Below are 21,158 nucleotides of genomic sequence, written 5' to 3'. Positions count from 1 at the left end.
AATGCGTTTTAATCAAACATCAAAATGATGTAGGCAAAGAACAGGATGAGGTGGGTTGCGCCATTGAGCGAGTTAGTTCTACCGCTGCTAAAGCTCACGCTTGTCATTAATAGAGTTGCACCTAATAACACCATTTCTGCAGGGTCGAGGCCGAGTTGGATGGGTTCGTTCATTACCCCTGAAATCAGCAGAACAGCAGGAACGGTTAGCGCAATAGTGGCGAGAACTGAGCCAAAGAAGAGGTTCATCGCACGCTGTAATTGATTGGTCACGGCGGCTTTAACGGCACCAACCGCTTCAGGTGCGAGAATAATCAAGGCAACAATCAAACCACCTAGAGCCGCAGGAGCGCCCATTTCCGTGATGCCATCGTTAATTGGAATCGCGAGGCTTTTCGCTAACAAAATCACCACCATCAAATAGCTCACCAGCATAATCGTGTGGAATATATTGCTGTGCAGAGGGCCGTGATGTTCGTGATGATCTTCATTATCACCATCAATGAAGTAGTCGGTATGGCTGCGTGTTTGGATGAACAGGAATACGGCATACAAGGCGATCGAAGCGAGCACTAATGTCCAAGTTAGGCTGGTCGACATGTTACCCAGCGAATCCATACTGGTGAAATTAGGCAGTACCAAGCACAGTAATGAGAGTGGAATAATGGCCACCAAGTACGCTTTTATTCCATCAAGGTTGTAGGTTTGGGTATGGTATTTCATCCCACCGATTAACAAGGTGATACCGACAAAGCCATTAAGCACCGCCATCACGACAGCAAACATGGTGTCACGCGCTAGGAAGGGATTCGATTCTCCAGTCAGCATAACGGACGAGACCATAATGACTTCGAGCAAGACAACAGACAGCGTTAATATAAGAGTACCGTATGGGTCGCCAAGCTTGATCGCCAGCGCATCTGAGTGGCGAACAACCGAAAAAATAGCGCTCATTACCGCGTAAAACAACACCGCAGTAATCATTATGTAGGCGAACTGAGACAGCTCTCCTGTGAGTAAGTTGTCGCCGATCAGTTTGAAAAATAGAACGGCAATGATGCCAAGTGGCAGTTTGTATTCTTGTTTGAGTACGTTGAGCATGTTGAGCCTTTATTAAGTAACCGAAGGCTCGCTAATGTCCTTTAACGAGAGTAAATCGGGTGAATACTGCAATTTCCTGTGCAGCAAACGGTTCGTTTCAAGTTATGCGTCGAACCATGTTGCTAACTTAAGGCGAATCGATGATTCAGACTATGAATTAGAGAAATTCTTTGTTGCTATCAGACGACGACATTCGCTTAATAGCGTGCTAAGTAAGCAGTAAGCAGTAAGCAGTAAGCAGTAAGCAGTAAGCGCAGTAAGTAAAAGCTAAGGCATGCTTTCAAGGGATTCAGTTTCTTCCGGTTTATAGTGGGTTGGTTTCAAGCCCACACAAGTTGGCAAGAGTGTGCCAATAGAAATAGAGGACCATGTCCCACTTAAAATCCCGAAACACAGTGCAATGGCGAAACCTTCTAGTGCGCTCCCTCCTAATAACCACAATGCTGAGACTGTGACTAAGGTGGTACCTGATGTGACAAGCGTGCGTGACAACGTTGACATGATGGACTGATCGAGTAGGGCATCTGTTTCACCGTCTGGCTTCGCACGAAATACCTCACGGATTCGATCTGAAATGATGATCGAGTCATTCAGGGAGTAGCCCATCACTGCCAGTAAAGCGGCCAACACGGTTAGGTTGAATTCAATTTGAGTCACCGCAAAGAGCCCTAGCACAATAACAATGTCGTAAATCAACGCAGCAATTGAACCTAGCGCTAATCGCCATTCAAATCGGTAGCTCAAGTACAGCAAGGTAAGAACGAAACAAGCCAAAATCGCTAAGCCGCCTTGTTCGACCATTTCTAATCCAACCTGAGGACCAATGACGCTGCTGTTAGCAATGTGAAAATTGCTGTCTATTGGCAAAAGTGCTTGGTTAAGTGCTTCTCGCAAATCGAGGTCTGTATCATTGAAACGCAGTTGCCAATTTCCCTCACTGCCTGCCGCCGTCACTTGAACATCTTGGCTCAGTGCTGAGTCGAGGTGAGATTTGAGCAGAACTTGAGTTACGTTTGGTTTTGTTTGAATATCTGCGACAACACCTCCCGTAAAGTCGAGTCCCCAATTGAACCCTCTTGCAACGATTGATGTAATGGAAAGCGTCAAAAGAATCAGAGATATCATCGTCATCAATTGACGTATTTTGGTGACGTTAATCGATTTGGTCATTACAGTTTCACCTCATGTGAGGTATCTCTTCCCCACATATAATTGATAAGAATTCGAGACGCAAATACGCCGGTAAATAAGCTAGTCAGTAGGCCTAATCCAAGTGTGATAGCAAAGCCTTGAATTGGGCCGTTACCTATTGCATACAAAGCGATGGCAACGATCATAGTTGTGAGGTTGGCATCGAAAATTGAAGAGAATGCACTATCGAACCCTCGATCTATGGCTTGGGAAAAGTTTCTGCCTTCTCGCATTTTGTCTTTGATGCGTTCAAAGATAAGCACGTTGGTATCGACAGCCATCCCCACGGTTAGCACGAGCCCAGCAATGCCCGGAAGCGTTAGCACAGCGCCAGGAATGAGCGCCAATAGGCCAAACAGACACACTAAGTTGATAGTCAGTGCAGCATTCGCAACCCAGCCAAGGCGTCGATACCAACAAGCGATAAATACCAATGTAAAACCAAGCCCCAAGGCGAGTGCAGCAAAGCCATTTTTGACGTTTTCAGCACCAAGAGTTGGCCCGATTGTGCGTTCTTCAACAATGGTGACAGGAGCGGTGAGTGAGCCAGCTCTCAATAGAAGAGCAAGGTTTTGAGCGTCTGCCATTGACCCCGTGCCAGTGATGCGAAAGCGGTTACCCAGCGTTGATTGAATTGTCGCTACGCTGATAACTTCGCTTTGCTCAATGGATCGTCCTGTCTCTGATTGACTGTATTCACTGTACAGAGTCGCCATCGGGTTTCCGATATTGCTGCGCGAGTGATTGGTCATCAGCCGCCCCCCCGTGCTATCAAGAGTGATGTTAACTTCGGGTGTTCCCATTTCTCCTAGGCTGGCGCGTGCATCGATAATATGCTCGCCCCCTAAGATACTGTTTCTATGCAGAATGACAGGTCTACCATCTTGGTCATTGATGGATTTTGTTCGTGCGCTGATATTAGGCTCCACATGGTAAAACGCTAACGATGCAGTGGCGCCGATAATGTCTTTTGCGGATGTCGGATCTTGTACTCCTGGCAGTTCGATGCGAATTCGATTTTCACCTTGGCGTTGGACTGCGGCTTCCGTGATCCCTAGCTCTTCTATGCGGCCTCGCATTGTTTGAAGATTTTGTGTCACGGTCAGAGTTCGAATCGCGCGTTTCTCTTCCTCATCCATTGAGATCATTAAGCGCTCACCAGATTGGCTCAGAGTCCAATTTGGATACTGTGTTCTTAAGTGGGTTCGAATATCGCCAAGTAATGCTTCGTTATATCGAGCAATGACCACCTCACCGCTTTCTACACCGCCGCGTACACGAAACTCCTGACGAAGGTCGTCGATCACTGATTAGGTCAACGTCTAAGAGAAATTGCACACCACCGCGCAGATCTAATCCAAACTTAATCGGCTGAAAGCCCAGCGAGGTTAGCCAAGAAGGAGCTGAAGGTTCGAGCGTAAGGGCAACGGTCTCAGATGGGTGAATGAACTCAGACATTAAGCTGTATGCGGAGGCTTGCAGTCCGCTAGATGCAAAGGTCACGACTAACCTATCGTTGCTTTCATTAACACTGTGAACATCAATATCGTTGTCTGTAAGGTAGCGGTATACATCGTCAGCGTGTGCCGACTGCGTTTGATTAGAAATGTGCAATGCTTCACGTTCACTGAACACAGAGGGTAGGGCGCTGAGAAGCATCAGTGCCACAGACAATACGAGAACGATGACCTTCCATTTAGCTGAATAATTTATGGGTGCGATTGAGCGCTTTAACTTCATATTGGTTACATCTTATTAATAATGTATGAGTTGAAACTACGGGAGTCGGAAGGTTACCGAGGGCGCTTTCCGCGTTACCGATAAACCTAGCTGCTTGTTACGAAGCCATCTTAATATCTTGACTCAATAGAACTAGGGGTTAGAGAAATTCATATTTGATTTACGCGACGGTTCATTTATGAATTTCTCTAATTCCTCGCTGAGATTCGATTTATTTAAAACAATGTAAGTTGAATTATGATGGAGGATAAGCCCACGTGGATTGCACAATATATCTGAATGACCGCAAATATAGAGTTTGCGATATAGGTGAAGGGACATGCACGTTAGTGCTTAGTTACGCGAAAGGAATAGAGTCACTGCTTGGACATTTTAACCATCAGTTTCTTGAGTTGGATAGAATGATTGTTATCGATATATCAATAAGTTGGAGAGGAGATATCGACACGATGAGTGAAAAGGATCGCAGTTTATTAATCGAAGACGCTCGTTTACTAGCAGACATCAATTGGCTTGATGACTTTGAAATTAAAACAGATAAAGGACAAGGAGTATTTAATGGAATTTCAACGCCAGAACCCAGCGCTGAAGCTCTGAAGATCGCTGAGAAAGTAGGATAGGTAGAATCTCAGCCCCGCAGGAACTGGGGCTGAGATATTCAATCACTAAATAGCGAATAAGAATGCTTTATAAGCATTAATTCGAACGGTAGCGGCGCCGATAATGTCCATGAAGCCTAACAGTGGGTGTGGTTTTTCGGCTGAAATCCAACCTGCACCAGTCGAACCTATAGGAATGGAATACCCTTGCGGCTCATCAAACTCAATGATGACAGTCCGTCCATGGTTGGATGAATTATTCACCATGTGTTGCCTGACATGTTGGTCACCGTTTACAACTGAAAGGTGCGCTTCTCCTGTACCGGGTGTAATGCTATGTACTCGTCCTCGAAATATCTCGCCGGGGTAGGCATTGACATAAAATTCAGCAAACTGGCCCGCTTTAATTCTTTTGTATGTCTGATCGGCGATGCGCATTTCTACAAATTTTTTGTTGGTGTTGTAGAGGTGCATATTACCCACACGGGTACCTTTTGTGATATTTACTGTAGAGATTTGTCCATCAAATGGTGCACGAATTTCACGACGTTCGTTCTGCCATTCAGCCGTCACGATTTGGGCTTCGATAGACTTTATTTGAGCAAAAACAGACGCGACTTTCGCTGAGTTTGCATCAATACGTGTTCGGACATCATCTCGTTGAGATTCATGAGCAAACTCACCTAATTTCTTTAATCGCCTCAATGTTCTCTTGTCATTCTGGATTTGATGTTTCAATGCAACAATTTCGGCTTCAGCTGCGGATTTTTGAGCTTCTAAGCCTTGTATTTGCGCTCCAGTATCTTTGGATTTAAGTGAATAAAGTAAGTCACCTTTTTTAACGAGTTGGTTGTGACTGATCATAACCTGCTGCACCTCTTGGCCGACTAATGGACTTAGTACCGCATGTGGTGCTTTAACCGTTGTGCTATTAGTTAAATCAGCGGGAGAGAAAAAACGGTGTGCAGAAAATAAGATAGAGCTTAAAACTAATCCTAATCCCACCATGGCTACTGCATTACGTAGTGTCCATTTTACAACACCCGTTTTTACCAATAACCAGCAAATCAACATGTAGGGAAGCATTATCTCTTTCATAATCTGGGCTCCTGTTGATTACGATCTTGTTGTTCTTTAATTGGGTTAATGCCTTTTCGAATAATTTGAGATAGAGACCGTGAGACTAAATCCCAGCGCGTAAAGGCCACAATGATCGCGAGTACCCACCACATTTTGTCAATAAAAAGACCACATAGAGAAAGGGCAAATACTATTTGTGTGTGGGCAGATGCGATGGATTTGGCTTTATGAACCGCTATTTCGTGTAACTTCCAAAATAAAGACAAGACATAGACAGTGACTAAAATGGTTGCACATGCAATGGCTCCCAGAAAGAACTGTGAGTCAATAAGTTGAATGATCGACGGGTAGCCATTAATGAAGTGATCTTCAGGTAATTCGATACCATGTACTCGCCCCAGTTTTGAGAACATATAGGAAAGAACGAACAATAGGGTTGCGAACAGTGGCCACGTAAACAGCCGTTTAGCGTAGAGCTGAAACTTAGGAGAAAACCAATTAATGTTCTTTGTTGTTTTTTTAAACCTATGTGTTTTAGGCATAACCTAGTACCTCAGTATAGTTAGGCTAAATGGGGTTGTGACCCTAGTTTTAGCCGTAGTTCGACACCTATTCCGTTGGAGTCCGTCAACGTATCAGTGAGAAAGCAGCCTCCTCCTTGGGAGCCATATAATGAGTAAAATAATGAGATAAGAGTGGTATAGCTATGAATTAGAGAAATGCATTTTTGTCGTATTTGGAAACGTTTTGATGTGCGTGAATTAGCACATATGACTTTCTGTAATTCATCGACTTAAGTGGGATAAGTGAGTTTAATTGACACAACAAAATACGACTTAAACGATTTCATATCCAACAAAAAGGCTTCAAACATGTATAAAAAACTCTTAGGTGGCAGCTTATTACTTACGACTTCATTTTTTGCGGTAGCAGACCAATACAATTTGTCTTTAAATTACGAACCTGTTGCCACTAAAAACGGTGTAGTAACGACTACTCCTGCGGCGAATGTAGATAAACTGTGGAACGTAGACAAAAAGTCCGTTACACAAATTACCGAAGGTGTTTATCGCATTGGGGGGTGGGGAATAGGGAATATAATTGCAGTCCACGCACCGGAAGGTTGGATTATTGTTGATACTGGCGACAGTGTTAATGTCGCCAAAGAGCAACGAGCAGCATTAGAAGAAGCGCTAAATGATTCCGTCGATGTACAAGCGATTTTATATACTCACTCTCACTATGTGTTCGGCTCGACGGTGTGGCAGGGTGATGAGACAAAAATCTATGCACATGAATGGATGGAAAAACACCTATTCGCCGATAACGGTGTTAGCCCGTTAGCAGGCAACTTTACCGCTAGAGCGATGATTCAGTTTGGTATGCTTCATCCAGAAAATGGCCCAGATGCTTTTCCAAATAAATTAGGCTTTTCTTTAGATAAACTGTCTGGTGAAAAGGGGTATTTATCACCGGACATTACCTTTAGACACAATGAGATAGAGACTCATCAAATCGCGGGTACTGAAGTGATTGTATTGCCAAGCCCTACGGATGTAACCGACAGCGTGGCGTACTACTTTCCTGAAAAAAGCTTGATGGTGACAAATGCGATCAACGGTGATGGTGGTATTTTCAATTTGTATACGTTACGTGGCGATCGATACCGCGACCCAATTCGACTGGTTGATGCCGCTGATTTAGTTTTAACTTACGATTTCGACTATCACGTTGATATACATGGTGCAGCAAACTCTACACGTAAAGATGCTGAGAGGTCCATTCACGCATTTCGTGACTCAATGCAGTTAATTCATGACCAAACCATTAGAGCCATTAGTTTAGGGAAAGACGCACAAGGCGCGGCTGAGTTTGTGCATATGCCTCTTGATTTACGAAAGGATAAAGAAAACTACGGTCAAGTAGAAAGCCATGTAAAGCAAGTCTATAACGGCGTTGTTGGGTGGAATGGTTGGGATGTTTACGACATTAATCCTTTACGCACCAATGATTTTTCTCAGAGATATATAGACAGTCTTGGGGGCGTCGAGGCGGCGACTAAAATGGTGAAATCTTCAAACAGAAAACAAACGGTTGAAGGTTGGCAGTGGTCGCTATATCTAACCTCTCAGATATTAGAGGTGGAGTCAGAGAATGCAGAAATTAAACTGCATCGCGCTGAAGCAGCCCGTGCACTTGGGCAGCGTACTAGCTCTGCAAATGCACGAGGGTTTTACATATCGGAAGCCTTACTCCATGAAGGGAAACTTTCCTTCGCTGAGAAAAAAATCAATAACTATCAAGACTTAAGCCAAATGATGGGGACGATGGATAAAGCACAGCTATCGAATTCTCCTATAGAGTCTAATGTCGAGTATATTCGCTACCTTGTGGATACACATAAAGCTGATGGATTAGGTGCGAAATTTAACTTACAAATGACAGATAGTGACGCCGTATTTAGTGTTGAATTACGTAATGGCATTATCCAAGTGGGATCGCAGCTTAACGATGGTGTTACCGTAGAGTTATCACATGAAGAGTGGAGTGAGGTTGTTCTCGGTAATACTCGCTTTACTCAGTTGAGCTCTTCTCTAGAAGCGTTTGATGAAGCGTTAGACCTTCAGAAATAAAATATTAGTGGTTACTTATTAAACGAAAAATGGTCTCCAGTGCTTTCACCGGAGACCATTTGGACTGCCCCGGCTCTAGTCGATATTCGCTGCCTATTCAATAACGAATTAGTGAATATTGAATAGTAATTCGGGGTAAATCGCCATCGATGATTTAGTCTTATATTTTGGCGATGAATGGGCTTTGTTTCCTAAATCAGGGAACTAAATCATCAATCCACGATCAGATCGGCTAAGTTCATCCAAATACTTAGAGCAATGGCCAAGCCTCGTTACAAAACAATTAACTGGAAGCAAGATAACCAAGCTTTAATCAATCGTGGTTCACTAACATTTTGTATTGATAAAGAAGCAATCCAACACTGGAAGCAGGTCAAACAAGGCAACCGGAAAAGGCCTCGTTTGTTTAGTGATTTAGCGATTACGACGGCTCTTATGGTCAAACGAGTATTTTCAATGTCGTTGAGAGGTCTACAAGGTTTCATTAATTCTGTTTTCAAGCTTGCTCAGTGCCATTGTTATGCCCTCATAATTAATGCATTAGCAAGCGAGCAAAAACGGTCAACGTCTCGTTCAATACGAAGACTAAAGGAACAATCCCGCATTTAGCCATTGATGCTACAGGGCTGAAGGTCTACGGCGAAGGCGAGTGGAAAGTAAAAAAACTTGCACTGGCGGAAAGCGGCGAATCTGGCGAAAGCTACATTTAGCGGTCGATATAGACACGCATGAAATCATTGCTACTGAGTTAAGTATATCGAATGTGAGTGACAGTGAGGTGCTACCTAACTTACTCAAGAAGACTCGCCGAAGAATCAATTAGATATCTGGAGATGGAGCTTACGACACAAGGTCATGCTATGCAGCTATTCTCATCAAAAGAGCCGTCCCGCTAATCCCTCCGAGAGAAGGGGTTGCCTTCTGGGAACGCAGCCATCCGCGCAATCTAGCGGTCGGTTGTCAGAAGCTATACGGTTCAAATAAGTATTGGAAAACGATGTCTGGCTATCACAAACGCTCACTCTCAGAAACGGCAATGTTCCGTGTGAAGAAACTGCTCGTAGGGACATTAAGCTTAAGAAATTACAACGCCCAGTTGGCGAAACTTACGCCATGATCAAAGCGTTAAACAAGCTCACTGGGCTAGGTATGCCTAAAACGATAGTAATCGCCTAACAATTATCCATATTAGGCGGTTTCTACCTGAACTCGAATTAGGAAACAAAGCCTAATCCCCCCGAAAAACAAACCCAAGCAAAAATAGAATGTTTCTAACACGATCAATACAGATCTTGAATTAGCATATTGTATTTATGTTCATGTTGCTTTGTTGAAAGATGACGCTTGAACAAATCGTTTTTGAATGAGTAATAGAAACGCTATTGAAGGGCTTGTTGAGCAAGACCGAACTATTAGGGGAGCACTTGGCTCCCTAATTAACTAAACAGTCACGGTTACTGCATTACAGGCTTAGCTTGCGGGGCTGCGGCGATGAGCTTAACCTTTCGTGCAAACTGGTTACCCCAAATACCACCGATAATTAATGCGGCGAAGAATACCCAACCGGATAATGAAAAATTCGCAATTGGTGTATACAAGGCACCAACGTTACAGCCATTAGCAAAGCGGGTTCCTAGTCCCATTAGAAGGCCGCCCAGCGCAAACAAAGTATAGTGTTTGAGCGTATATTGCGATTTGAATGGTGATGCCCATTTGCCAAGCCAAAGCACTGCAACTAATGTTCCAAGTAATATGCCTAGGTTTTGCACCGATACCCCATGTTCAAAAAACGGCATTGTGAATAGCTTTTCAGGGCGATGGGTAAATGTAGCGATAGAGTGGGAATCTACTCCTAGTGCTATGAGCAATTTACCAAACCAAAGCCCAAAAGGAGTGGATGCTCCCCAGCCAGCTGAGGTGGTTGCCATCATAATGCCAAAGATTATTGCAATTACGATAGCGGCGAAGTTCATTGTCCATAGGCCACTAAATAACGAAAGAGGGGAAGTCTTTGTTGATAGCTGTTCACGCGCTATCTCGCCCTCAACACCAAGGTAAGTACCTGTTTGTTCGCGGCTTGCTTGGTAACGTTTTGCGATATATATGGTGACAGTTGCAAAAGCGATGGTCACTATTATAGATATTAGATAGCCGTCAAGTGGACCCCAAGAAAATAGGTCAGGTAGAAATACCCCTTTTCCTTGGAAAGAAGCACTAGAGAGTAGTGTATCAGTCACTAGAGATGAAGATGATTGAATGGGTAGGCCAATAAAGACTCCTAAACCAAACATTAGCAAGGTAACCAGTGCTCTAGGTACGTCACTGACCATTTCCACCATCACCCCAGAAGCGCAGCAGCTTGAAAGGGTCATACCAAAGCCAAACATCAAACCACCAACTATCAAGCCAAGGTTGATGGGATTGACCCAAAGTTGATACTGCTCAGTGCCACCAGTTAACAGTAGGCCAGCATTAATGACAGCAGTAACCACAAACATCAACATTAGGGTTTGAATAAGTTGCGTAGAACCACGGCGATAGGCTCGGTTGACACTTCCTGCAAAGCCAATAGACCCTTTAGTTAGTGCAACACCTAAGCTAAGACCAAGCAATAGCCTTAAGAAAATGTCCTGCTGTAGAGCGAGCGCTCCCATAACAACAATCCCTAAACCTAGGGCAATACCGATACGTGTTTGTGTTTCTCGTTGCACTTTTATCTCTACCAACTGCAATTTTATTTGGGAGGTGATAGTAAAGGGCAATGTACAAAGCCAATAATCCAAACGCTTCTATGTCATACCAATATGTAATATGGAAGGTGTGGTTTTGAGAGAACATGCTGGGTTACTGCCATTAAGCTGTTGTTTTTATGTGTGTTAATGAAATGGTAGTTGGCAACAAATACAAAAATGAAAGCTTTGATTTACTAGAAGGCAAGCCGAATAACCTAGCTAGGAGTTAGCAGGGATTAGTAGCGCTGTATATTCAAGCCGCATAAAAACCCTTAATCAATTCCATATATGGGATTCTGGTTCTATTCGTTATGTATATACGGAATTGGTTGCGGGAGGTATTATTGGTTTTGTCAGCAGGGATGGCGAATTAATAAACAACTATTTTCGATTAGGTGAGACTATGAAAGCTACATTGACGCTACTCCTTACTTCTTTATTCATTACACCAGTCGCTTTAGCTACTGATATCAGTCCAATAAATTCTGCAACGGATTATAATTGGCAAGACCCGAGTAATAAGACCGGCGGCGGTTATGCCTGGCAAGACCCAAGCGAGAAGACCGGCGGTGGTTATGCTTGGCAAGATCCAAGCGAGAAGACGGGTGGCGGTTACATCTAGCGCCAACAAACATGTAAATTTGGGGCTAACTAAAAATATGAAAGTAAGTCCCATTTAGCTTCGCCAAAAAATTCGCGACGCATCAAGTTGTAATGTATTGTTTGGATAAGGTGTGCTTTACCCCTATCAAAGGAAGACGATGGATTACAATCTAGATAATTTCTATATATTTTGTCATGTTGTTAGATTAGGAAGTATGAAAGCTGCCAGCGAGGCACTTGAAATTCCACTATCAACGGTGAGTCGCCGCATTGCTAATCTTGAGGAGCACGTAAGTTCTCCTCTTTTTATTCGTTCAAAAACCACACTTATCCTCACTAGTGTAGGTCGCGAATATTATGAGCAACTTGCTAATCCTATTTCCACTCTGTGTGAAGAAATTGATGCGATTAACGCGGGTAAAAAAGAGATTGTCGGGAAAGTGACCATAGATTGCACCGATTTAGTGTATCAAAGGTTTTTGAAAGCTGATGTGCAACAATTGATGCTCAAGCACCCAAAATTGAAACTACGGTTTATCCCTTCTGCTGATATTACGACCATCCATCCTGATGCAGATATAGCCATATTGGCTGGTGAGCTACCAGATAGCAGTATAGTGGCGAAAAAGCTGCTATCTAATACCTTAAAAATTGTTGCGTCACCGACACTCAGCTCCCAAGCTCCCACTCATTTAGCGGACCTAAAATCGCTCGATTTCATCGGGCAGTTGAATTCTCAAAGGGTCACTGGAGTCAATTGCCAGAACGGCAGTATTGAGAACGTGATTTTGCATCCAAAGCTGTCCTTGTCTGATCCCAAATCCATTGTTGAAATAGTAGAGCGAGGGCTTGGATTTTGTATCGCGCCTGATTATTTTGTAGATAGTGCAATAAAGAGCGGGGCACTGGATGAATGGTTAACGGATTTTGATCTTGGTAAGCGGGATATTTACCTAGCTTATCGTCACCGCACCCAGAAAACCGCGGCACAACAACTGGTAATTGATATGGTAGAAGAGGTATTTCGTAAATTTTAGTCGCGGTTAGCTTGCTTAATCTGCTTTATTATTCGTTGTGAGTATGCAGCAAAAAGGCCCTTAGCAAGAGCCTTTATTGTCTGCAATTAGCGTATGTTTGCGTTTTTAGCGATCAGTCGCGCAGTTCGCGGCGCAGAATTTTACCCACATTGGTTTTTGGTAATTCATCTCTAAATTCGATGACCTTGGGGATTTTGTAGCCGGTGAGGTGTTGGCGGCAGTGTTTCTTAATCTCATCAATAGTAACCGAGCCTTTGGTCACAACGATAAGTTTTACCCGTTCGCCTGCCACATCGTCTGGTACGCCAACCGCAGCCGCTTCAACAATTTTATGATGTAGTGTCGCGACTTCTTCAATTTCGGTTGGGAATACGTTGAAGCCAGACACTAATATCATGTCCTTTTTACGGTCTTCGATATAGAAAACGCCATCTTCATCCATACGCCCAATATCACCAGAGTTTAGCCAGCCATCTTTGGTGAGTACGGCATTGGTTTCGGCTTCTTGTTTCCAATATCCAGCCATCACTTGGTCGCCACGGATTTGGATCTCACCAATGTGGTTGGTGTCCAAAGGGTGTCCAGCGTCGTCTACGATCCTCATTTCAGTGCTTGGCAGTGGTACTCCAATTGCCGGAACAAATTGTTGCTGAGTATGAACCCCCCCTGCGACTACGGGTGAACACTCGGTTAAGCCATAGCCCTCAATAATTGGCATTCCAGTGATTTGCTGCCATTCATCGGCGATGTGTTTCTGGGTTGCCATGCCTCCGGCAATAGTGAACTCTGCATGAGAAAAGTCCAGTTGCTTGAATTTTGCATGATTAATAAGGGCTGCAAATAGGGTATTGAGACCAAAAATCATGGTAAATGGATATTTGCTGAGGTCATTTACAAAGCTGTTTAAATCTCTAGGATTGGTGATCAACAGATTACTGCCCCCCATATACATCATCAGCATCATGCTCACGGAGTTGGCAAAGATATGATAAAGAGGAAGCGGGGTTACTGCGTGCTCTTTGTCTTTTGCTGTGCGCGGGCCGAAGTGACCAAAGACTTGCAGCACATTTGCCATCACGTTCTTGTGGGTCAACATTGCGCCTTTAGCTACGCCAGTGGTGCCGCCAGTATATTGCAAATAGGCAAGGTCATTGTGCTTAATCTTAGGTGGATTGAAATTTAGGCGTTTGCCATTGGTGAGTACTCGTCTAAGGGAGATTGCACTTGGCAGGTGGTATTTTGGCACCATTTTCTTCACGTATTTCACGACAAAATTGACTAAAGTACGCTTATGTGGCGCGAGTTCATCGCCAATACTGGTAAGGATGACGTGCTTGATACTGGTGTGATTGATGACCTTTTGTAGGCTGTCACCAAAGTTGGTTACCGCCACTATGATGGTGGCGCCTGAATCTCGAAGCTGATGCTCAAGCTCACGGGGGGTGTAGAGTGGGTTAACGTTTACCACCACTAGCCCAGCTTTGAGAGCGCCTAAAATGCAAATCGGATATTGCAGTAGGTTGGGCATCATGAGTGCAATTCTATCGCCTTTTTTAGCTTTCAGTTCAGATTGTAAATAGGCCGCAAACGCGTCACTTTTTTCGTTCAGTTGCTGATAGGTGAGAGTGTGTCCCATGTTTACGAATGCAATGTTGTCAGCAAACTGTTCAAATGGCTTTTTGAACATCTCATTGATATTGGCATATTGGTCGATATCAATGAATTCTGGGACATCTTGAGGGTAGGTTTTTAACCAAGGTTTGTTAGGTGTAGTCATAGTGCGATTTACTGATGTTGATAAGCTTTTATTTTAGCGCTTTATTTTTGATTTTTATTGTTTTATCTCATAAACATGCGTTTTGTAATAAACATTGAGATTTGTAAGCATTTGAACCGTCAGGGTGTGAGATGCATCCTTTGAATAGTCAGGATGGTGTGTTGTGATTACCCTTATTATGAAAAGATAAGGAATAAAATATGCGACTTTTAATCACTAGAGAAGACGGTTGGAATTTGTATCGAGCTGGGGATCAGTATTTTGAATCTCGTATACAATTGACAGAGCAAGAGCAAGCCACCAACGGTGAAGAGTTATTGACCAATTCAGGTGATTTAAAGCAGCTTGCATTTAACCTAGATTCTATAAATGGCTGGTTTAATGACAGCAAAACAGCGCAAGATTTGCAGCGCGTTATCTCAGCACTGGAACCTATGATCATTGAATTATGGCAAGAGAAAAAGCTTGGCTCTTGGGTGATGGAGATCTACTAGGTCTCACCGTGGCTACAAAGCAGCGCATCCAATTAGAGACTGTTTGCGCCGCTTAACTAGGAGAGCGTAATGATTAAAAGAATCATGGCCTTGGCAGTGCTGACTGCTAGTCTGATTGTTGCGCCACAGGCATTTGCTTCTGAGCGTGCACAGCAGGCATGGCAGTGGATAGACTCTGGCGCGGTAGTGATTGATGTTAGAACCGAGCAAGAGTTCAAGACTGGGCATGTTAATCATGCGCTCAATATTCCTGTTTCGCAGATATCTGACGCCGATCTGTCATCGATTGCTAAAGATGCTTCTATTGTGGTGTATTGCCGCAGTGGTAGCCGCTCGCAAAAGGCAAAGCAGATATTGCTGACCAAAGGGTACAAACACGTGCATAATGGCGGCGGATTGCAAATGATGCTGTCAGAGAAGCCAGACTCTAAATAAGAGCGTGTTTCATACTATTATCAACTGCTTTATTACTGACTCTTCGCTATCCTTTGTTTCATTAACCCTTAGGAAGTTTTGCATTGAGTCAGTTTGAGCACGCCAATAAACCTCAGCCAATCGAGGTATTAAATTCAGTTTTTGGTTACGACAGTTTTCGTCACCAGCAACAAGCCATAGTAGAGAGTGTGGTACAAGGGCAAGATGTTCTGACCTTGATGCCAACCGGTGGCGGTAAATCCATCTGTTATCAGATCCCTGCAATGGTACGCTCTGGCGTAGGAGTGGTGGTGTCGCCACTGATTGCACTGATGAAAGATCAGGTAGATGCGTTGCGGCAAGTTGGCGTGGCGTGCGCCTTTCTAAATTCAACCCAAGATCAATACGAGCAGCAGGAAGTTGAAGCTTTAGTGCTAAGTGGCGAAATACAACTGCTTTACGTCTCACCTGAGCGTTTATTGTTGGAGCGTACTCTTAATCTTCTTGAACAATCGAGTATATCGCTATTTGCCATTGATGAAGCGCACTGTGTAAGTCAGTGGGGACACGATTTTCGACCTGAGTACCAAAAATTATCTATTCTGCCGCAGAGATTCCCGAATATTCCGCGTATCGCGTTAACTGCCACCGCAGATGAGCGCACCAAGCAAGAGATTATTGCCCAGCTTCATCTTGCTGATGCCAAGGTATTTGTACACAGTTTTGACCGTCCCAATATCCGTTATCACGTTAGTGAAAAAGCCAATGCTAAGCATGAACTTTGGGACTTTATTGAGGCCAACCATGCGCAAGATGCTGGGGTGATTTATTGCCTATCACGCAAGAAGGTTGAGGAAACCGCTAACTGGCTGTCAGATAAAGGGCGGGTTGCATTGCCTTATCATGCCGGTATGTCCGTTGAACAAAAGAATCAGAATCAGCAGCGCTTCTTACGTGAAGAGGGCATCATCATAGTGGCGACGATTGCGTTTGGTATGGGGATAGATAAACCCGATGTCCGTTTTGTTGCGCACCTTAGCCTGCCCAAAAGCATAGAGTCTTACTATCAAGAAACAGGGCGAGCAGGGCGCGATGGTTTGCCAGCCAACGCTTGGATGGCTTATGGCTTGCAAGATCTGGTGATGCAAAAGCAAATGGTGGAAAACTCTGATGGCAATCAACAATATAAGCAAGTGCAGGTGGGTAAGCTTAATTCATTGTTAGGATATTGCGAGCTTAGCGCTTGTCGTCGTCAAACCTTACTCGGCTACTTTGGCGAACCATTAGAAAAAGGGTGTGGCAATTGCGACAACTGCTTAAATCCGCCTAAAACCTGGGATGGTACAGAGGCTGCGCAGAAGGCGCTTTCTACCGTTTATCGCTCAGGTCAACGCTTTGGTGTGACCCATCTAGTGAATGTCCTGCTTGGTAAAAGTGATGATAAAACTCAACGCTTTGGTCACGATACGCTCTCTACATTTGGCATTGGTACTGAGCTTACTGCAGAGCAGTGGAAGGGCGTATTTAGGCAGTTAATTGCGATGAATTATCTGACAGTAGAGGGTATGTATAACAACCTTAGGCTAACTGAGCAATGCCGCGCAGTGCTTAAGGGGGAGCAAACCATAGAGCTGCGTGAGCTTCGCAAAGCCACTAAGAAAAAGTCCACGGCTGCGAAAAAAAGTTCTGCGCTTTCAGCTCAAGATAGCGAAGTGTTTGAGAAACTCAGAGCACTCCGCGCTGACCTTGCTAAGGAGCAAAATGTTCCAGCTTATGTTATTTGTCATGATGCGAGTTTGGCAGATATTGCATTAAAGAGGCCCATAACACTGGATGAATTGGCTCAGATCTCAGGCTTTGGTCAAGCCAAGGTGACTAAATATGGTGAGTCGATCATCGAGTTGATGGCGCAACAACCAAAACAGCGTCCGATGTTGAGTGCGACAGAGCAAACGACATTAGAGCTGTTTTTATCGTTGAATGATACTGAACAGGTGGCAAAAGAGCGCGGCATAGCACTCAATACCGTTATGAGCCACCTAGCATCCGCAATAGAATTAGGAACATGCCAACTGCATCAAGTGATAGAGATTGATCCACTCGATTTAGACCAATTGGATACGGTTATCAAGCAGCTAAATATTCTTTCCGAGGGCAAACTAAAGCCCTTGTTTGAGCACTTTGACGCTAAGTATGACTACGGCACCTTGCGTTGTATCCTAGGTCACTTTGCCTATCAGCAACAGCTGGCAACACTGGCAAACGAGTCCTAAAATGGGATTTGCGCTTCAAAGGTGACCCACTCTTTACTGATAGGGTGGGTAAAACTGAGCTGCTGTGCGTGCAGATATAGTCTAGCGTCTTTGCGGCCATATAAGGTATCGCCAATAATAGGCATGTTAAGCCCCTGCTCATGGGCACAATGTACGCGAAGTTGGTGGGTACGGCCCGTTTCTGGGTACAGCATGACCTTGCTGTGCCCATTAAGGTTTTCGAGCAGTTGATAGCGCGTATGCGCAGGCTTACCGTCGGTAAACGACACCATCTGTCTTGGCCTATCATAAGGGTCGCCGCATAAAGGCAGAGTAATATCGCCTTGTTGCTGTAGCAATTTGCCATCAATTAATGCCGCGTAGCGTTTTTTCACCTCTCGCGAGATAAACTGTTTTTGCAGTGATTTGTTGGCACGCTTGGTTAAGGCAAACACCAACAAACCCGAGGTTGCCATATCTAGGCGGTGCAGTGCAAAAGGACCTTCTGCATCTGGATACATCTGCTGTATACGGTGAAGCGCTGAATCTTGAATATGTCGGCCAGGTACAGAAAGAAACCCTTCTGGCTTATTTACTACCACAATATGCTGATCTTCATAGATGATGGGTAACGGCTTATCTTGGGCTGGATTCTCTAGTAGTGGATTTGGGTCTACTGCTAATCCTTGTAGCATGTGCGATAAGATAGGATGGCATTTACTCATACACGATGGATAAAACTGTTGGTGCTGACGAACTTCAGATTGTGGTGCACGGCCCCACCAAAACTCGGCCATGGCAATTGGTGTGTAGCCATTGAGATAGGCGTATTGCATTAACTTGGGCGCAGCACACTCGCCCGCACCTGCGGGTGGCACTTTGTAGGCAGTTTGGGCGAAGATTTGGTTTAAATCTTGACGTTCACCCTTTGCATTCAAGAAAGAGTAATGCGAAAAAATCTTGTGCTGAAGTTGATTAGACTGCATTGCGCGTTGAGATTTCAAGTCGGTGATAATTTGCTCAATGTGAGTGATTTCATCAGTCAGCACTACCTGCTTATCTGCCCACTGCTGTTTGAGCCATTTTAACTGATTCTTTTGCGCCACACTGTGCTGAGCCAGTTTCTTCTCAATCTGTTGATACTCATCTGCACTTAACGACTGTTGTGCTTGGATGCGCTGTTGTTTACGCAGTTTTCTACTTTCAGCTATCTCAGCTTGCATATGTTTTATTTGAGATGATTGTTGCTCAATGAGTTCGCAGAGTTGCTGCTTAAGCTCGTTAATATCAGAGGTGCTGATATAGATTTTTAGCTGTGTCGAAATCCGGTTAACCTTTTCTAGTTCAGCTCTAAAAAAACCATCATTTTCTAGCATATCGTACACCGGTGGTACGAAGCCTTGATGGTGATTGCTATCATCTATCTTGCCGGAGAAAGCACTGATAAATCCGAGCTCTCCCGCGCTATTTTTTACTATCAACACCCCAAACATTTTCCCACTCACAGTGGAGCCTTTTTCTGTATTTAGGCTTTGATCGGGTTGTAGGCCAAACAGTTCATTAAATCGACTGTTTGAACTCAGTTTTTTTTGCAGTAGATCGCATGCGATGATCGTCAGTGGGTGCGGCTCATAATAGAAAGGAAAGGTAAACTTTTGCGGCATCGGTAGCGAGGTAACAGATGGCTCAAACTGGGTGAAAAGCGGGTCGATGCTCATGGGGTCGTTGTACCTTTAATATGAGATGGAGGCGAGATATAGAACCAATGGGCAGATTGTATTGAATCCTTGGCTTATCTGCCACCTAACCGCGTCATTTTACACAATATACCTTTCATGCATATCAGGTATGACAGCGAATGATTGGAGGTAATCATAGAAATTTATTATCGTCACTATGTGGTGGAGATTACGAAATAGGGAGATGGCAAACACGGTGTGAAGTTAGAGTGCCATATGCGTAGTCGCTACAAGACTTATTAGTATTATGCCTAACTAGAGAGAGTAAGTAATGAAAAGACTGTTCGGTGTTGTAAAGTGGCTAACAAAGGCAATTGCTGTGCTGAGCGCGGCGGCTGCAACCTCACTATTTTTCTCGACGTTATCTAACATTCACGGCAAATCCATGCCAGCGAGCGAATTTGTTGATGGCAACCCTTCCATCATAAAACTGCTCAATTCTGAAGTTTTCATGGGTATCATCTTCGTTGTAACCATCTCAATTTTTGCCTACGTTGCTTATTTGCTATGGCAATTACATGAGGTTGCAGTCCACGAGAGCGAACATCGCAACAGTGCACATACCAATGTGGTGTTTGCGTTGTCTTTGTGTGGCCTGTTTATCAGTAAAACTTGGTGGGTATTAGCGATTGTCATTGCGTTCACGCGTTGGGACATTATTGGAAATTCGTTAAGTGGTGTGATTAGTCGTGGTGTAAAAAACGGCAACATGTCAGTGAAGGAGTCTAAATAATGAAAGAGATCATGCTTCCCTATGTGTTCATTATGTGGATTTTGGTTAAGGCCGGAGTCATAAAATGGAACCTACGCAATGCCACTATGATTACCGCATTTGGCGCTTTTTTAGCCATGACCCTGTTTACCGTAAGCCGCTTTTGGGCGCCGGTGGATTTAACAGATAGCAGTACCGTAAAGGCGCCTCATGCTGTATTGAGTCCACTGGTGGGACAAAAAGTAGAAAGCGTGCTGGTCAATCACAACCAGATAGTTGAGAAAGGTGAATTACTTTATACCCTAGAGGCAACCGACTCAGTTGAAGAAATTAAGGGTTTAAAAGCTCAGATACAAGCCATCAATCATCAGATCTCGGCAACTAAAACCCAGATCAAAACCGATGAAACAACCATGGTGCGCTTGATGAAGCTAAAAGAGTACAGCAGTCAATCGGAACGTGATGATGTGAAAAATAGCATCGAGCAAGGTTATTCGCATTTGTCAGAATTACGTGCTGAGATTGTTACTATCAAAGCCCAGATCTCAGAGAGCCAATGGCAGAACGAGATGAACCAAGTCGTGGCACCATTTGACGGCCAGATTGGTGTAGTAAATATCTCTAAGGGGACTCGCACAGGTAACATGCACATCTATGATACCAGCAAGAAGTTTATGGAAATGCGTGTCAGTGATCAGACTTACCGCTACATCAAAGCGGGTCAGTTTGCTGAGTTTTATGTTAACTCCCATCCGGGTGAGGTATTTAGAGGCAAGGTACACAGCATTACCAGCGGTACTGGTGAGGCGACGGTATCAGTGAAAAATGGTGCGCAGAATGTGACGCAACATGTTGCGAACAATGCTGGAGCGCATGGACGAACTGTAATTATTGAATTTGAAGAGCCACAAGGCTACAACATTCCCGTTGGCGCAACCGGTTCTGCGTGGATCTCAGCAACCAAACCGCACCCAATTCTAGGGTTTATGGATATCATTGGTGGGGCAACGGTTAGGCTAAAATCATTGAAGGCTTACCTTAGCGCTTTGTAGTGA

General features: G+C 44.2%; 16 protein-coding genes and 2 pseudogenes. 10 read left to right on the top strand and 8 right to left on the bottom strand.

Annotation, left to right across the window (positions count from 1 at the left end; genetic code table 11):
- Window positions 1–8: 8 nt before the first annotated feature.
- The 3 genes and pseudogenes from OCU28_RS06740 to secD form a co-directional block, all read right to left on the bottom strand.
- Entirely contained in the window at window positions 9–1,100 is a 1,092-nt protein-coding gene (locus tag OCU28_RS06740; RefSeq protein WP_261815450.1) for a calcium:proton antiporter, read from the bottom strand.
- A 267-nt stretch (window positions 1,101–1,367) separates the two neighbouring features.
- A complete protein-coding gene (gene secF / locus OCU28_RS06735) occupies window positions 1,368–2,270 on the bottom strand; it encodes a protein translocase subunit SecF (RefSeq protein ID WP_261815449.1) in 903 nt (300 codons plus the stop codon).
- Window positions 2,270–4,031, bottom strand: a pseudogene (gene secD, locus OCU28_RS06730) (protein translocase subunit SecD). The gene secF and the pseudogene secD overlap by 1 nt, the downstream one beginning before the upstream one ends.
- 257 nt (window positions 4,032–4,288) lie before the next feature.
- On the opposite strand from secD, the gene OCU28_RS06725 reads away from it, so the two are divergent.
- Window positions 4,289–4,651 (top strand): hypothetical protein, encoded by a 363-nt coding sequence (locus OCU28_RS06725; RefSeq protein ID WP_261815448.1) that lies wholly within the window; start codon window positions 4,289–4,291, stop codon window positions 4,649–4,651.
- A gap of 45 nt (window positions 4,652–4,696) precedes the next feature.
- Here OCU28_RS06725 and OCU28_RS06720 read toward each other — a convergent pair whose 3' ends face one another.
- Entirely contained in the window at window positions 4,697–5,728 is a 1,032-nt protein-coding gene (locus OCU28_RS06720) for an HlyD family secretion protein (protein ID WP_261815447.1), read from the bottom strand.
- The gene (locus OCU28_RS06715; protein WP_390623760.1) at window positions 5,725–6,252 is read right to left on the bottom strand and encodes a magnesium transporter; all 528 of its coding nucleotides are present in this window, start codon (window positions 6,250–6,252) and stop codon (window positions 5,725–5,727) included. The genes OCU28_RS06720 and OCU28_RS06715 overlap by 4 nt, the downstream gene beginning before the upstream one ends.
- A gap of 330 nt (window positions 6,253–6,582) precedes the next feature.
- Between OCU28_RS06715 and OCU28_RS06710 the strand changes: the two genes are divergently transcribed.
- Together OCU28_RS06710 and OCU28_RS06705 are read left to right on the top strand one after the other, a co-directional pair.
- Window positions 6,583–8,343, top strand: a complete 1,761-nt coding sequence (locus OCU28_RS06710; RefSeq protein WP_261815446.1) for an alkyl sulfatase dimerization domain-containing protein — start codon at window positions 6,583–6,585, stop codon at window positions 8,341–8,343.
- Window positions 8,344–8,601: 258 nt separating this feature from the next.
- Window positions 8,602–9,519, top strand: a pseudogene (locus OCU28_RS06705) (IS5 family transposase).
- 278 nt (window positions 9,520–9,797) lie between these two features.
- On the opposite strand, the gene OCU28_RS06700 reads toward OCU28_RS06705, so the two are convergent.
- Window positions 9,798–11,054, bottom strand: a complete 1,257-nt coding sequence (locus tag OCU28_RS06700; RefSeq protein WP_261815445.1) for a YeeE/YedE family protein — start codon at window positions 11,052–11,054, stop codon at window positions 9,798–9,800.
- A 424-nt stretch (window positions 11,055–11,478) separates the two neighbouring features.
- Between OCU28_RS06700 and OCU28_RS06695 the strand changes: the two genes are divergently transcribed.
- Both OCU28_RS06695 and OCU28_RS06690 read left to right on the top strand, forming a co-directional pair.
- The gene (locus tag OCU28_RS06695) at window positions 11,479–11,697 is read left to right on the top strand and encodes a hypothetical protein (RefSeq protein WP_261815444.1); all 219 of its coding nucleotides are present in this window, start codon (window positions 11,479–11,481) and stop codon (window positions 11,695–11,697) included.
- A gap of 139 nt (window positions 11,698–11,836) precedes the next feature.
- Complete coding sequence (locus OCU28_RS06690) at window positions 11,837–12,715, top strand: LysR family transcriptional regulator (RefSeq protein WP_261815443.1); 879 nt, start codon at window positions 11,837–11,839, stop codon at window positions 12,713–12,715.
- Between the two features lie 112 nt (window positions 12,716–12,827).
- Here OCU28_RS06690 and OCU28_RS06685 read toward each other — a convergent pair whose 3' ends face one another.
- Window positions 12,828–14,492 carry an AMP-binding protein gene (locus OCU28_RS06685; RefSeq protein ID WP_261815442.1) on the bottom strand — a complete coding sequence of 555 codons (1,665 nt, stop codon included), beginning with the start codon at window positions 14,490–14,492 and terminating at the stop codon, window positions 12,828–12,830.
- 200 nt (window positions 14,493–14,692) lie between these two features.
- Between OCU28_RS06685 and OCU28_RS06680 the strand changes: the two genes are divergently transcribed.
- The 3 genes from OCU28_RS06680 to recQ all read left to right on the top strand — a co-directional run bounded on the left by OCU28_RS06680 (window position 14,693) and on the right by recQ (window position 17,673).
- Window positions 14,693–14,986 carry a hypothetical protein gene (locus OCU28_RS06680; RefSeq protein ID WP_261815441.1) on the top strand — a complete coding sequence of 98 codons (294 nt, stop codon included), beginning with the start codon at window positions 14,693–14,695 and terminating at the stop codon, window positions 14,984–14,986.
- 69 nt (window positions 14,987–15,055) lie between these two features.
- Window positions 15,056–15,421: a rhodanese-like domain-containing protein gene (locus tag OCU28_RS06675; RefSeq protein ID WP_261815440.1), complete on the top strand. Its 366-nt coding sequence runs from the start codon at window positions 15,056–15,058 to the stop codon at window positions 15,419–15,421.
- 83 nt (window positions 15,422–15,504) lie between these two features.
- Complete coding sequence (gene recQ, locus OCU28_RS06670; RefSeq protein ID WP_261815439.1) at window positions 15,505–17,673, top strand: DNA helicase RecQ; 2,169 nt, start codon at window positions 15,505–15,507, stop codon at window positions 17,671–17,673.
- Here the strand turns inward: recQ and OCU28_RS06665 are convergent.
- On the bottom strand, window positions 17,670–19,370 hold the full coding sequence (locus tag OCU28_RS06665) for an RluA family pseudouridine synthase (protein ID WP_261815438.1): 1,701 nt from the start codon (window positions 19,368–19,370) through the stop codon (window positions 17,670–17,672). The genes recQ and OCU28_RS06665 overlap by 4 nt on opposite strands.
- Window positions 19,371–19,662: 292 nt before the next feature.
- Here OCU28_RS06665 and OCU28_RS06660 point away from each other — a divergent pair, with 292 nt between their 5' ends.
- Together OCU28_RS06660 and OCU28_RS06655 are read left to right on the top strand one after the other, a co-directional pair.
- A complete protein-coding gene (locus OCU28_RS06660; RefSeq protein WP_261815437.1) occupies window positions 19,663–20,124 on the top strand; it encodes a magnesium transporter in 462 nt (153 codons plus the stop codon).
- Window positions 20,124–21,155 carry an HlyD family secretion protein gene (locus OCU28_RS06655; RefSeq protein ID WP_261815436.1) on the top strand — a complete coding sequence of 344 codons (1,032 nt, stop codon included), beginning with the start codon at window positions 20,124–20,126 and terminating at the stop codon, window positions 21,153–21,155. The genes OCU28_RS06660 and OCU28_RS06655 overlap by 1 nt, the downstream gene beginning before the upstream one ends.
- Window positions 21,156–21,158: the final 3 nt, after the last annotated feature.

The sequence above is a fragment of the Vibrio gallicus genome, assembly GCF_024346875.1.
Lineage (GTDB): Bacteria > Pseudomonadota > Gammaproteobacteria > Enterobacterales > Vibrionaceae > Vibrio > Vibrio gallicus.
Note: the sequence above shows the minus strand (reverse complement) of the source record. Positions and strands in the feature narration are given on the sequence as shown.